Source organism: Pseudovibrio flavus (assembly GCF_009711345.1).
GTDB classification, from domain to species: domain Bacteria; phylum Pseudomonadota; class Alphaproteobacteria; order Rhizobiales; family Stappiaceae; genus Pseudovibrio; species Pseudovibrio flavus.
The window spans coordinates 38,641-51,407 of record NZ_SMMA01000046.1 but is presented as its reverse complement, the minus strand read 5'-3'; the positions used below and the strand labels follow the sequence as shown (position 1 = coordinate 51,407).

Below are 12,767 nucleotides of genomic sequence, written 5' to 3'. Positions count from 1 at the left end.
GTTCGCCGCCGGGTAGGCGGCTGAGAGACCCCACGCAGCACTAAACACTCTCCTCCAGTCGTTCGCCGCCGGGTAGGCGGCTGAGAGATACTTAAAGGGGTAAAATAGGGCTTTATCGGGGTTCGCCGCCGGGTAGGCGGCTGAGAGATTTGAGATAGACCGTCTTGATCCCAGCATCATGTTCGCCGCCGGGTAGGCGGCTGAGAGAAAAGTCTGCGCCAAAGTCGGCTTTCAATCTGCACGGGACTTGCTTTGGTGAGCCAGAGCTGCCTATCGTGGTAGACTTGCAAGTGTTCCATCTTTTTTTGATCAGATAAAATGCTGTAAAGGCTGATTGATAGGTTTGTAAAATGTCCAAGCGCATTCGAAGATTACTAGTAATTTCCTTAGTGATCTTGTTGTCGATCTTTTTGATCGCGCGTTGTGTCCCAGAGAAAGAAGTAAACCTAGCTACCAAGATAACCCCTGCGCAATGAATCAATGAAGATGAGCTTCTTGTGCGAATCGAAAACAAGTATTTTGTCTATGATGCGAACGGAAAACTAACTACCTCGGAGTTCTACGCAGCGGACTCAGCGCTGAAAGCTCCTTTAAGAATTCGAATGACGCCCAGTAGCTCCGATCAGATTTGGTCTGAGGAAGTGCTGCATAGCGGGGAAGTACTCCTGAGAACCGATCAGTATATGGAGACTGACGGATACAAGCACCGAGTGCGAAAACCATGGTTGAGGGGGCGCTTTGTGGGTATCAACCAAGGGCTTCCAAGGGGCGAATATCTTGATTTCTATACCTATCTGCACTTGGGAAAAATTGGATTAGTAACCTTTCCAAATGCGTCTGCCAAAAAAATCGAATTACCGCTTCAGAGTGTTGACAACTTATCGCCGCCTGCTGTGAAGCGGGACAGTATTTCAAACGACTTTTTGGCTTTTCAAACGATGTGCCTTCGTGACGATCCGGATGGCGCATGTACCCGAACCGCTTGGTGGCTGGATGCTGATCTGCAGGTGATGTCCAGTTTTCTCCTGCCGAACGATGACCCGTTTTTCACTGAGGAAAAATTCGCCTGTTTTTCCTGCGGGTGCGGGTGTTACACGCAGGAAGACGTTTATGCAGTCAACGGAGAAGCGTTTTTTCTCTATTCAGCCTTTCCGTTGCCAAAATCACAGCGTGGTTTATACCGAGTTGCAGATCTTGGGGCGGGCAGAACAGAATGGGTTCACGAGATCAAAGGACGGATTGAGCCGCCGTTAGCATTCTCACCATCAGGGTGCAAAGTTGCGTACTTTCGTGTTTCGCGATTTGGTGACAGCCTTCAGGTCAGAAATCTGTGTCAATGACTGAGCGACCAAAAGAGTCTAGATTTGTTGGTGGCTGAAAACTGACTTTGTGTACTACGCAGCATGACTCCGTTTGAGCTCGAATGGGCGCTTATTACGCATGCTCACGAGACGATCTAGTTATCAGAATAATCCCTGCGAAATAGGCTGCTCACCCATAAGCGCAATCGGCCTCAACCCTTGATCAAAACCTTCGAATGTCTGCTTTGGCATTAGTGGCAGCGCCGACCGGCTGTTTGCTCGGTTTTTCGCACTTGCGGCGAACTCCACGTATGCAAATGGAACCCCTTACGGACAGCCGTCTGCGACTGCTATCGTCCTATTCTCTACCGGAGCGGAGCCTTAATCGAGGGATTAGCCACAAACCTTCCGATAACGCCAAGCCTCTCCCTTGCATCTCAGGTTCCATAAAACATTCCAGAAGACAGATTATACGATGTCTGGAGAGCCCATTCTCGCGTATTCGGAAGACATCTAGAACTTAACGCCGTGATTAGTATGGATGTACCAAAGTGCATTTATCGCATCAGGGCTCTCCAGAAAACTCTAGAGGCCTGAGCTCGCGCTTCTAGGCCTATGAATCCAACCCGTTGCGAGAAAGAGCTTGCATTCGCTCCACTCGTTCAATGAAGCGCTGTTTTCCGCCCATAATGTGATCGTGCATTGCTTGGGCTGCGGCTACACTATCACCAGCTCTAATGGCCTTAATAATGGCGCTGTGTTCTGCGTTGGCACGCTCAGTGGTTGATGGCACCCGAAAAGACAGAAGGCAACTTAAGGTCTGTTTTTTCCTTAGGCTATTAATCAAGGAAATCAGAAGGTCGTTGCCACACTTGCTATAAATATTCTCGTGAAAATCCCAATTTAGCTGCATAGCGCGGCATGGGTCCTGAGCTTCCAAGCTCTGTTTCATCTCTTCATCCATACGCTCCAATTCGGCAATTTCACGCATAGTAAGATTTGTCGCAGCAGCTTCGATGGCAAGCAATGACAGGTGCGCGCGGATGTCGAACATTTCGAGCGTTTCCTGCATGGAAAACTCTCTTACAAACACGCCTCTGTGTGGAAGGATGGTAACAATATCTTCTTGCTCGAGGGTCTTAAACGCCTCTCTTATAACACCACGACTTACGGAAAACTCACTAACAAATTGTGCTTCCTTAAGGTGCTGACCAGGCTCGAATTCGCCTGATAATATACGCTGCTCCAAAGCCTCTGCAGTTTGTTGGAGGCGCGTAGGTGCCTTAATTGTAGACAAAAGAACCTCCCTTGCTTGGCTGGTCCTTTTGCTTAACCAACCATCAGACCTAATAAGGATTTAGCAGGAGCCTAACGGCTTCAAGCACCTGCGCACTTGGGTGAGCGCGAGTGCGAACGCATATAGCAGCTTCCTCAAGGCAAATGAAGCATCTTCGAGGGGGCAGCTTTAAGTGAGCGCGGTCATAAACAGTTCCGTCACTTGATATGATATCGATGTCTGCCAAACGCCCTAATGGGTGACTGTCCTCAATCGAAACCATGCAAGCTTTAAGAATATCGGCGGGGCAGTCTACAGCCATAATAAAGAAGCACCCATCCGCGGACGGTTCCAGTTCTTTATAGATGATCGGAAAATTATTGGACTCAACAACAGAGATTATCTCTTTTGAGAGATGAATGATCGCCTTATCTGCGCCAGAAATATTCTTGTCAGGACCGGGAATGTTTAGAGTGAGGCAAATAGTAGAGCAACCCGTTTTCTCTGCAATAGATAGTCTTTTATTCCATCTGTATTCGCGGGCCGCAAGGATATCATGCATTTTTATTAGGCTCGTACTTAAATAAACTGAACAGCGCCGGCCTTTTTGGCCGGCGCCTCCATTTGACGGCTAGATCGTGATCTGATCAATAATTCGGCCATCACGGTATTCAACATCTGCAATTACCCGCGTACCGGCAGGTTTTACTAAAGGTTCACCGGCCATTGTTATAGCCATCTTTCGCAACTCTTCCATTGGGATAACAGGCAGGCCTTCCTCCCGGCATTGCTGGATAAGCTCTGGTCGTCGAGGATTTGGTGTAACGCCATATTCGGTCACCAGAACATCTACCGTGTCACCCGGCGTACTTACAACGCCAACCTTTTCAACGACGATAGGCAGACGAGCCCTTAACAGCGGTGCTACGATAATTGTTAGGTTAGCGCCGAAAGCAGCATCAGCATGTCCTCCGGAGCCGCCAATAATCACATTGTTGGAGTTGGTGTGGACGTTTACGTTGAAGTTTTCGTCGATTTCCGTGGCACCGAGTAGCACCGCGTCCAAGCCGTTTACGAAGCATGACTTTTTATTTGGGTTGGCATACTGGCTTGCTGTGATTTCATGGTGATGAGCGTTCCGAGCAAGTGATGCAATCGCTGGAAGATCAAAACATTGCACATCATAGATATCGCGGAATGTACCTTCTTCCAGCATATTAACGAAGTAGCCCGTCACACCACCAAGCAAATATCCCCCTTGAAGCTTCTTCTCCTTCATTCGCTCTCTCACAAAAGCGGCTGTAGCAAGAGAGGCACCTCCGGCGCCTGTTTGAAAGTTGAAACCCTCATTGAGTAAGCCTGCAGCCTCAATGGTTTTGGCAGCGTATTCTGCAATTCTCAGTGCGACCGGATCGCGCGTCATCTGCGTCGTACCGGAGACGATCCCCTTGGGATCACCAATCCGGTCAACCTTAACGATGAAGTCGATATTGGCTTGTGAGATGGCAATTTTTTCCAAGCCGTAGTCAACAATGTTATCCGTTACAACGACCACTTTGTCAGCAAACTCAGCATCCGCTTGAGGGTATCCGAGGGTACCGCATGCCGAAGGACCATAAGCGCCGGAAACGTTCCCGAACCGGTCAACTGTTGGCGCCGCAATAAACGCCACATCTATCTTTAAAGACCCCTCTTCAATGGCTCGAGGACGCCCACCGTGGCTTCTAAACATGACGGGCTTGGACAATAAGCCTTTGGAAATGGCCTCAGGTACAGCCCCGCTCATATAGTTGGTATCGATCGCTGTAACGACTTCTTCCTTCGCCAAATCGACCAATATTTTATGGGCGTTAAAGATGGAACTCGCTGACACGCGGATATCTTTAATGCCAAGCGCTGCGATTTCCCGCATCACCATATCGAGAACAAAATCACCGTTTCTCAGGTGGTGATGAAAGGAGACTGTCATTCCATCTTTCAAGCCAGCTGCCTGAATGGCATCCCGTAAAGATGCTAGTATTCTGTTTTTCATCAGGTATCCCTCACGCTTCAGCTACAGTCAAAATCCGCTGCGCGCGCTTGATAATCGGACCGTCAACCATGGCACCATCAACGGAAAACGCGCCTTTTCCGTCGATTTTTGCCTGCTCGGTTGCGGCCATAATCTTCGTCGCCCAATCGATTTCAGAGCTTGATGGGCTAAAAATTGCCCTGACTATGCGAACATGAGCTGGAGAAATAAGGGCTTTGCCTGAAAAGCCCATTTGCTTGCCCAGAGCCGCATCCGTTCTCAAGCCTTCGTGGTTATCGACATTGGTAAAAGGGGTATCAATTGCGTCGATACCAGCAGCTCTTGCCGCAACGACTACACGCCCACGCGCATAGGCAATTTCCTCTCCAGACAACGTCCTCGTAGCGCACAAATCGGCTGTAAGATCCTCGGCGCCGAGTAGCAGGCCAGACATACGAGGGTGACTTTTTGCTATCTGAAAGCAATTTTCGACCGCGATAGCACTCTCGACAATCGACATGATGGAGATAGACCCGCTTTCGAGGCCCTTATTGTCCTCTTCTTCGGCAAGAGCGGCAGCCAGCTCACACACAAGCTCCGGGCTGTCGCACTTAGGAACAAGTACTGTAGACAGGTTCTTGCTCACAATTGCAGCAATGTCGCTTCTCCAGAATGGAGTATCTAAACCATTGATGCGCACGACCGCTTCTACACTGCCGAAATTCAAGTTGTTCAACGCGTTGCCAACCAGGATACACGCAGCATCTTTTTCGTTTTGTGCAACTGCATCTTCGAGGTCAAAGATGACGCAGTCCGCCCCCAAAATTGGCGCACTAATCAACATGCCCGGGTTATTTCCAGGCACAAAAAGCATGGTCCTACGCTTAGGCATTATTTGTATCCTTTGATGTTTGTTTTGCTCCTGCACGCAGCAATGCAGCCGCAACTCTTGCGCGGATCACACAATCGAGAGCGCCTTTGTCCTTAATCAGAACTCGGATGTTTTCTACTTCGTACAGGGATAGCTCTTCTCTAATCGCCAGCTCGATCAGCGCGCCAAACTGCTCTTTGACAATGCTTTCAATGGCAATGGAAAGGCCATCCTCGTCTGGATAAATCGATACCAGACAGTCGTTTGATTCCAGCGAACCAGCTATGGACGCTTTCAAAGTTGTCATTACTATAACCTCACGTAATCATAGGATGTGGGATGGCCAGTTTCCCGTTTGCAGCAAATATAGAGCGATGGTGATAGCCAGCAGATCAGCACACCCACCGGGACTAATTCTTCGTTGTGAGCATTGTTGCGCCAGCTGCCTGTAGCGGTCCGTTCCTGCTGGCGTAAATACGGAGCCAGCAGCGAGCACTTCGCCGGCTGCCTTATGCAACCAAGAGAGCGCTTCCATGCCGCCGCGATTGACAACAGTTGTATCTTCAACAACCACCATTAGTTCCAGCAGGGCATGGCGTAGACAAGTTTCTAAAGAGAGGGTTTGCTCAAACGCGAAGCTCAGAGCTGGAAGACTATGATCGATAACACTCGGCAATCCTCGCTCAACCTCGCCGCGGATGCCCGTCATCCCGTACTGTTCATAGAGCCGCTCGCCAGCGGTCTTTTGGCATTGCAGCGCCTTTGAACGTTCCTGTAGTTCGCGAGAGCACAATCCCTCAGCCATGGCCGAAACATGGCTGCAAATTTTAGTTGGCGATAGCTCGCTAGTGTAACGCGCTGCGTACCCTGCAGCTGCGCTAACGACCGCCCCGACAAACAACATGCCCCTGTGCGTATTGACGCCGCGGGTAGAAGCCATAAGCCGTGTTTCCCACGCGGGGCCTGACAGACGCAGTAAATCAAACAAGCTTCGATCGCATACAGGACTTTGATTGCCCATTTGCGCAAAAAAGAAGAAGGACTGCCCCAAAACCACACTACTTGCCATGAAGCTGTGGTGGTTCATATCATCGTGAGCGCCCATGCTTTCAGGAGAAACCAGCCCTGGCTTTTGAGTGCAGCTCACCTCATGCAACACGCCTTGCTGGAGTGCTGCACCAATGCGACATGCCACCTCGTCTGGAGACATACAATTCAGGCTGTAGGAACCTACTATTTCAGCAGAAGGGGAATGATACATATTCAGTGTCTGGCGTTATATGATTTCAGTTTTTCAATTACAGCCTCTGAATCAGAACTTCTTATCCAATCCGCTGTAGTATCCGCTGCAATAAGGCAAGCAGCCTCTAAGTTTCCGTCAGCGAGAAGTGAGCGCAATTTTGATGCGCTGATTGGACGATTTTCTGTACCATCACTGATGCGATCGAACTCAACTACGTCAATACGGTTCTTCGGCAGGATTTTCTTGAGAGCGCTGTTGTAACTCGAAGTAACGGGACAGATTGGCTCAGTACCAACAAACCGGGACGTTATGCCAAAGTCCGGAGCAATTCGCGTTGAGAAGATCGTTGCATCTAATTCTGCATGGGTTCGAGCATGCTCCAGAGCGCCTGTAAAATATGCGGGAAAGCTAGCCTGCGAAACCATGTAAGGGCCACCAGCTAAGACCTGGCAGTTTGGCAGGTGCACTGTCCCCTCTTTGACAAGCTTGAAGCGGGTTGAGAAGGGAACGATGGAACTGTCTGCCTCTACTACGAAAACGAGTAGTTGATCACACAGCGCCGCAGCATTCTCAATGAGATAGAGGTGCCCTTTAGTAAAAGGGTTGGCATTCAAAACTATTGCACCGGTGTTTTTTGTGAAGGTACACCCACCGTTCAATTGCGACTTCGTTCTGCTAGCCCATGTCGCATAGTCTGGCCATCCAAACTCCAGAAGAGCTGCCCCACCTTCACGGGCGGCAATAAGCTCATACCCAAGGCTGGTGAACTGTTCGGCAAGATGCGTTTTGGTAAACAGGTATGTTTTGGTAATCCCGCGAGAGTTTGCCTCTTTAAGTAGTTCGGTTACCAAAGTGGCCGTAAGATTATTTCCGCGGTACTGTGGATGAATACATATACCCATCAAAACATTATTTTTTAGATGCCCGACCGCTACGAGCTGACATTGAGCAAATACACCGATGCAATGATCTGGTTGCTCTATCGACTGCAGATTTTCAACGGAGAGCAGAGCGCTTACAGCTTGCATTTCTTTTTCAGTTGAAAGGATTTTCTTTACAAACACTTGGCAAAACCCTCTGCGTGCTTGAGAGAAATTGAAGGCTTAAGCATGAGACTTCTAAAAGTGGGCGAAGAGCGTAGCGCACTTCGCCCACTGTTTGAGGGTTTAGAGTAGGAACGGTACCGTTAGACCTACGACCACAAGGATGAGTGCTCCACCAAGGCGTGAAGAAATCTGCGCGAAAGGCATTAGTTTCATACGCTTAGCTGCGGAAAGCACTGCAACGTCACCAGTTCCGCCCATGTTAGCCATGCACAAACCGGCAGCAATGGCGCTCTCGATGAAGTAGAAACCAACGAGCATGCCGCCGAGGCCCGCACCTATGACTGCGCCCAGAACGACCGCTACCACCAATAGGATATTGGCAAAGCTCAGAGCATCAATTACGAGACCCAGGTCGGTGTAAGTTACACCAACGCCCACGAGCAGAGGAGCAGTTAGGTACTTGGCCATAAAACCGAACCACACAGCGCAGCTGTCTTCGATTTCCTTCGGAAGTGCGTTGGTGCATTTCAATACGGCAACCGCAATAATCATTAGAGCGTAGTAATGGACACCAGTAATAACCATTCCCAGCAAGCGGCCAGCCATAACCATCGTGCAGGCTGTAAATATGCCTAGCATCAGAGCTTTGTAGCTCAGCTCACGTGAGCTTGTTTCCTCAACGTCCGCATCAGCGTCCACCTTCATTAGGTTGCCGTTGCCCGTCAGGTTTGGTTTAGAGCAACCAAGACGATAGAGAAGTCCGCCGGCGATAATGGAAACCACGTTACCCAGAGCCATAGGCGGAATAAGCAGACCTAAGACCTCCTCGGTGTTCATACCCGCAGTCTTTTCAAAGATCTCCGCAATAGGCAGTACACCTGCACCCAAACCGCCACCCATGATTGGGTAGGTTACGAATGCGATACTTTCGAGTGGGTTTTTGCCAATCACAAAGGCGACGACAGCAGCGAACAAAGAAGCGACAATCAAGCCACAAATAATAGGGATAGCGAACCGCACACCTGCCTTGATCAGCAGTCGGCTCTCAATTCCCAAGATAGAACCAACGATCAAAGACGCGATATAGAAGGTAAGAAACCCACCACCTTTCATAAAGCCGTCAATAACGGCCTTAGTACCGTCTGGCATGATTCCGCAGTAGACAAGTGCTGCGCTTGCAAAAATACAGATGATCGGGCCGCCGCCCAAATAATCTTTTACAATCGGAGTGCGGTCACCAACCCACTCAAATGCATAGCCAAGGGCCATCATTATTGCAAAGCCGCCTACCATCCCGCCTGGTAGTTTTCCCAAGAGCGCGGCTGCGATAATGACGACAAAGAAAATACCGAAATAGGCAGCCGGAATATCTTTGATCTCAATTTTCCCCATGAAGACTACTCCCTGTTGTCTCCGCTTCTTATTGGAACTGATTGGTAATCAAAGTTTCGGAACGTCAATATTGATAGACCACCAATTTGATTGAATTACGAATCAGCAAATTGTCCGACAATTAAAGAAAAGGTAGGAGGTGCCTCGCAATTCGTAGTGCTGTTTATGGTGTTTCCCCTCATGAACTTGCGGCTTCTAGTTGCAGGCCGATAACGGAATTTTCGTTCAGAGCGTAACCATGGTGAATGCGTTTAATGGTCGCCGCTTAGGCGGTAATTTTGTGTTGTGGAGAGATCGCTGGTTTCCCCTCGGTATCGGGCCGATTGGGACCCAATCCGCTTCAAAGCTCGCAGACCATCTCAATGCCAGTCACATGCAGCGATGGCAGAAAAGGTATTGTCCGAGCAGTGCGTGACACCTCGACATCAGGTTCCGGAATCGTACGCCTTGAAGATGGGTATTCGGGAGATTTCTTATTCGGAAAGGCAGCAGGAGCATTCTGAAAGAGGTGTAACCCCCGCTCCCGTAATTGCCCACGATAACCTAGCTTATCAGCTTTAAGCTGGGCGGCATGTTGGAAGATTCGCCATAAAGCAACTCAAGGCGTTACGGAAATACAGTTTCGCCGCCTTGGCATTGCTTGTCACGGGTAGATAGAAATCAGTCTCTGTGATTGTACGACCAAACGTCTCGCGCATATCGCCTAGGGTGTAGCCCTCGTAGAAAATTTCGAAGCGATCTATATCTACCTGTATTTGAAATATGATTTCACATATAAATAGATATGATCGCTGTAATAGTGATATTTTCGCTTATAGGCGGTTCAATATGTTGAAAATAGTCTACAGACGTCGAGATACTTTGGCATCCCAATCTGCCAAGCTCTCCTCTAGAGCGCCCATTGCCAAGGACAATTCGCGGGCGGCGGCGATTGACAGCGAGCGTACTTCTTCGATCGGCATTTGCTCTTGTCCGAACCGTTTGAATAGATACGGTACAGTGAGAGCCGCAACAGCTTGGCCGGTGTAGTCGAATATTGGCAGTGATAGGTTTCGAACGCCAAGAATCACATCACTATCGTGCTCTTCCATCCCCTCGCGTCGGATCGTTTGAACGCGCTCATAGAGTGTTCGTTCGCTAATTTTTCCCTTGGCAGTGGTAGGTAGATCCTGAAACATTTTTTTCTGGCCTGCCTCATCTCTGTAAGCAAAGATTACATTGCCGGACGATGATTCAAAGAAGTCGAAAAGAGCTCCAGAGTCAACATGGTAACCGATTTTCTCGGGGCTATCAACTTGCTCTACTATGAGCAGTTCTCCCTGGTGAAACACCGCTATGTGACAGGACTGTAGGCACTTTTGAGCTATGTACTTCAGCCTTGGAAGTGCCTCTGAAATAAGCTTTTGGTTTCGCGGCGCACGATGGGCAAGGGCGAATAATTTGGATGTCAGCGCATAGATGTCGGACTCGCCAATTTGCTCGATGTACCGACGTTCGCGCAGAACGCTTACCATTCGGAAAATCTGGCTAACAGACCGTCCCAGTGCATTGGCTATCTCTTTTTGCGTCAAGCCGTTTGGGTGCCCAGATAGCAACTCCAAAATGTCCAGGCCCTTTTCCAAAGCGGGAGCGGCGTACTTCGATGATTGATCGTCGGTCATAGAACCCTCAGCAGTATTTTAGCGCTTATAACGTTCTTCGTAATCGCAGCCAATCCCGTTTCAAATATGGAGGTGTATTTCTTATATCGTAAAGGTATCTGGTATATCGCATATTGAAAGTCAGTTTTAAATATGAAATCTCTATCTGCAACGAAGAACACACCCTCGCCGCTTGAGGGTTTCTGACGAAGAGAATGAAATGATTGAATTTAAGGGTATGACTTGGGATCACCCACGCGGTGTCGACCCTCTTGTTGCTGCTTCTGAAGAATACAACCGCTTGAATCCGCAGGTTAAGATCGAAAGGGAAAAGCGCTCGCTGCAGGCATTCGCGGATCAGCCGCTCGAAACCATGGCGAGCACCTATGACTTTATGGTCATTGATCACCCCCATGTCGGGGAAGCAAGTGCGCAAGGCGTACTTATAGCGCTTGATGGGAAGGGCTACGAACACGAACTTGCTGCACTTGCTGCAAATTCCACTGGTGCGTCCCATCGTTCCTATGAGTGGGAAGGTCATCAGTGGGCGCTGGCGATCGACTCCGCTGCTCAGGTTGCTGCCCGCCGCCGTGACTTGCTGGAAAGCCCAATAACAACATGGGATGAAGTCATCCGCCTTGCCGAAACCGGAAAAGTTCTCTTCCCTCTTAAGCCTGTTGATGCTGTTGACGCGTTCTTGAGCCTTTGCGCCAATATCGACGACCCGTGCGCGGAGACCTCCACCACCTTGGTTAGCCGCAAAACCGGGGTTTACGTCCTTGAGCAGATGTATGCGGTTGCAAAGCACCTCGACCAGCGCTGCTTTGCAATGAATCCGATTGGTGCTCTCGACCTAATGTCCGAGACCGACGACTTTGTTTATTGCCCTATGCTGTTCGGCTACGTCAATTATTCCCAAGCCGGGTTTCGTTCCAAGCTGGTTCACCACGAGAATATGCCAGTGCTGGGCAACGACGGTCCAAAAGGTTCCATTCTCGGCGGTACGGGCATTTGTGTCTCTTCTCTAACAAAGCATCAGGAAGAAGCCATCAAGTTTGCATTTTGGCTTGCTGGTGAAGAGTGCCAAACCGGCGTTTATGCGGCAAACAACGGCCAACCGGGGCATGCAAAAGCTTGGGTTAGTGTGCAAAACAACGCCCGCTCCAACAACTTCTTCTCCAATACCAAAGAAACGCTCGATCGCTCCTGGCTGCGGCCGCGTTATGCGGGCTTCCTGAATTTCGCAGATGAAGGCGGCGACGCCGTAAACGCCTTTGTTCGAGGTGACGCCACCGCGGAAGCGACTATGGATATTTTGGAACGCTCTTACCTCAACTCTCTTGGCCAGTCAGCCTCGTAACTTATTCTCTCAGGACAATACAATGTCTATTTTTGTACCAGTCATCGTTGAATAGGGCGTTGCGTGAAATATAAACGTTTCACAATCGAACATCCTTGAGTTCTTTCGCCAAGGTTTCTTGAGCGGCCGGAAGCCGTTGAAAAACGCAAGAAACTTTGTCCGCGACACTTTCTTTAAAAAGATGGTGGTTCCATCTGGTCCAGAGCCTCGTAGCTGAAACGCGTTCTTTGAAAGGTCGCCCACAATTGCAACGTCCATAATCAATGCCTCCGTTCCCCGTAGAACCACAACTCTGCGTAGGATCGCAGAAAGCCGCCGGGGGAGGCATCCTCTCCATTAGAGCCAGTTCTTCTCGCCAGCCGGCTAGGCGGTCTGCTCACGCTGCACGGTTCAGCGCGAGCAGAATGTCGCCTATGGCGCGGTAACGGGTTCTACGCTGAGACTCCCAAAAGTTTCATGGCGTTTTCTTTAAGTATCAGGGGACGTACTTCATCCTTAAAGTCCGCCTTTTCAAAAGCACCCAACCACTTTTCAGGTGAGATCATTGGCCAATCTGAGCCGAACAGCATCTTATGCTTCAGCAGCGTATTGGCATAACGAACAAGAATTGGTGGGAAGTATTTCGGG

13 protein-coding genes are annotated in these 12,767 nt (G+C 49.5%); 2 read left to right on the top strand and 11 right to left on the bottom strand.

Annotation, left to right across the window (positions count from 1 at the left end):
- Nucleotides 1-222, bottom strand: a 222-nt coding sequence (locus E1162_RS19405) for a hypothetical protein (RefSeq protein ID WP_257098572.1), incomplete at its 3' end; no start/stop codon positions are given.
- A 518-nt stretch (nucleotides 223-740) separates the two neighbouring features.
- Between E1162_RS19405 and E1162_RS01660 the strand changes: the two genes are divergently transcribed.
- The gene (locus E1162_RS01660) at nucleotides 741-1,340 is read left to right on the top strand and encodes a hypothetical protein (protein ID WP_155125956.1); all 600 of its coding nucleotides are present in this window, start codon (nucleotides 741-743) and stop codon (nucleotides 1,338-1,340) included.
- A gap of 574 nt (nucleotides 1,341-1,914) precedes the next feature.
- On the opposite strand, the gene E1162_RS01655 is transcribed toward E1162_RS01660, so the two are convergent.
- From E1162_RS01655 to E1162_RS01615, 9 genes are all read right to left on the bottom strand, one after another.
- Nucleotides 1,915-2,598 (bottom strand): GntR family transcriptional regulator, encoded by a 684-nt coding sequence (locus tag E1162_RS01655; protein WP_155125954.1) that lies wholly within the window; start codon nucleotides 2,596-2,598, stop codon nucleotides 1,915-1,917.
- Between the two features lie 49 nt (nucleotides 2,599-2,647).
- The gene (citX, locus tag E1162_RS01650; protein WP_155125952.1) at nucleotides 2,648-3,139 is read right to left on the bottom strand and encodes a citrate lyase holo-[acyl-carrier protein] synthase; all 492 of its coding nucleotides are present in this window, start codon (nucleotides 3,137-3,139) and stop codon (nucleotides 2,648-2,650) included.
- Between the two features lie 69 nt (nucleotides 3,140-3,208).
- The gene (gene citF / locus E1162_RS01645) at nucleotides 3,209-4,609 is read right to left on the bottom strand and encodes a citrate lyase subunit alpha (protein WP_155125950.1); all 1,401 of its coding nucleotides are present in this window, start codon (nucleotides 4,607-4,609) and stop codon (nucleotides 3,209-3,211) included.
- A 10-nt stretch (nucleotides 4,610-4,619) separates the two neighbouring features.
- Nucleotides 4,620-5,480, bottom strand: coding sequence for an HpcH/HpaI aldolase/citrate lyase family protein (locus tag E1162_RS01640; RefSeq protein ID WP_257098571.1), 861 nt, complete (start codon nucleotides 5,478-5,480; stop codon nucleotides 4,620-4,622).
- Nucleotides 5,473-5,766, bottom strand: a complete 294-nt coding sequence (citD, locus tag E1162_RS01635; protein ID WP_155125948.1) for a citrate lyase acyl carrier protein — start codon at nucleotides 5,764-5,766, stop codon at nucleotides 5,473-5,475. Before citD ends, E1162_RS01640 begins: the two co-directional genes overlap by 8 nt.
- Before the next feature lie 18 nt (nucleotides 5,767-5,784).
- Nucleotides 5,785-6,669 carry a triphosphoribosyl-dephospho-CoA synthase gene (locus tag E1162_RS01630; protein WP_257098570.1) on the bottom strand — a complete coding sequence of 295 codons (885 nt, stop codon included), beginning with the start codon at nucleotides 6,667-6,669 and terminating at the stop codon, nucleotides 5,785-5,787.
- Nucleotides 6,670-6,722: 53 nt separating this feature from the next.
- Nucleotides 6,723-7,766 carry a GNAT family N-acetyltransferase gene (locus E1162_RS01625; RefSeq protein WP_155125944.1) on the bottom strand — a complete coding sequence of 348 codons (1,044 nt, stop codon included), beginning with the start codon at nucleotides 7,764-7,766 and terminating at the stop codon, nucleotides 6,723-6,725.
- Between the two features lie 102 nt (nucleotides 7,767-7,868).
- Nucleotides 7,869-9,140 carry a 2-hydroxycarboxylate transporter family protein gene (locus E1162_RS01620; protein WP_155125942.1) on the bottom strand — a complete coding sequence of 424 codons (1,272 nt, stop codon included), beginning with the start codon at nucleotides 9,138-9,140 and terminating at the stop codon, nucleotides 7,869-7,871.
- An 842-nt stretch (nucleotides 9,141-9,982) separates the two neighbouring features.
- Nucleotides 9,983-10,801: an IclR family transcriptional regulator gene (locus E1162_RS01615; protein WP_155125940.1), complete on the bottom strand. Its 819-nt coding sequence runs from the start codon at nucleotides 10,799-10,801 to the stop codon at nucleotides 9,983-9,985.
- Between the two features lie 199 nt (nucleotides 10,802-11,000).
- Here E1162_RS01615 and E1162_RS01610 point away from each other — a divergent pair, with 199 nt between their 5' ends.
- A complete protein-coding gene (locus E1162_RS01610; RefSeq protein WP_155125938.1) occupies nucleotides 11,001-12,140 on the top strand; it encodes a type 2 periplasmic-binding domain-containing protein in 1,140 nt (379 codons plus the stop codon).
- Between the two features lie 431 nt (nucleotides 12,141-12,571).
- Here E1162_RS01610 and E1162_RS19400 read toward each other — a convergent pair.
- A partial coding sequence (locus E1162_RS19400; protein ID WP_257098569.1) for an amidohydrolase family protein occupies nucleotides 12,572-12,767 on the bottom strand: 196 nt, incomplete at its 5' end.

Bases quoted from the DNA above. Each gene is read 5' to 3' on its own strand.
- E1162_RS01615 (WP_155125940.1), bottom strand. From the start codon at position 10,801: ATGACCGACGATCAATCATCGAAGTACGCCGCTCCCGCTTTGGAAAAG.
- E1162_RS01620 (WP_155125942.1), bottom strand. From the start codon at position 9,140: ATGGGGAAAATTGAGATCAAAGATATTCCGGCTGCCTATTTCGGTATT.
- citF (WP_155125950.1), bottom strand. From the start codon at position 4,609: ATGAAAAACAGAATACTAGCATCTTTACGGGATGCCATTCAGGCAGCT.
- E1162_RS01640 (WP_257098571.1), bottom strand. From the start codon at position 5,480: ATGCCTAAGCGTAGGACCATGCTTTTTGTGCCTGGAAATAACCCGGGC.
- citD (WP_155125948.1), bottom strand. From the start codon at position 5,766: ATGACAACTTTGAAAGCGTCCATAGCTGGTTCGCTGGAATCAAACGAC.
- citX (WP_155125952.1), bottom strand. From the start codon at position 3,139: ATGCATGATATCCTTGCGGCCCGCGAATACAGATGGAATAAAAGACTA.
- E1162_RS01610 (WP_155125938.1), top strand. From the start codon at position 11,001: ATGATTGAATTTAAGGGTATGACTTGGGATCACCCACGCGGTGTCGAC.
- E1162_RS01630 (WP_257098570.1), bottom strand. From the start codon at position 6,669: ATGTCTCCAGACGAGGTGGCATGTCGCATTGGTGCAGCACTCCAGCAA.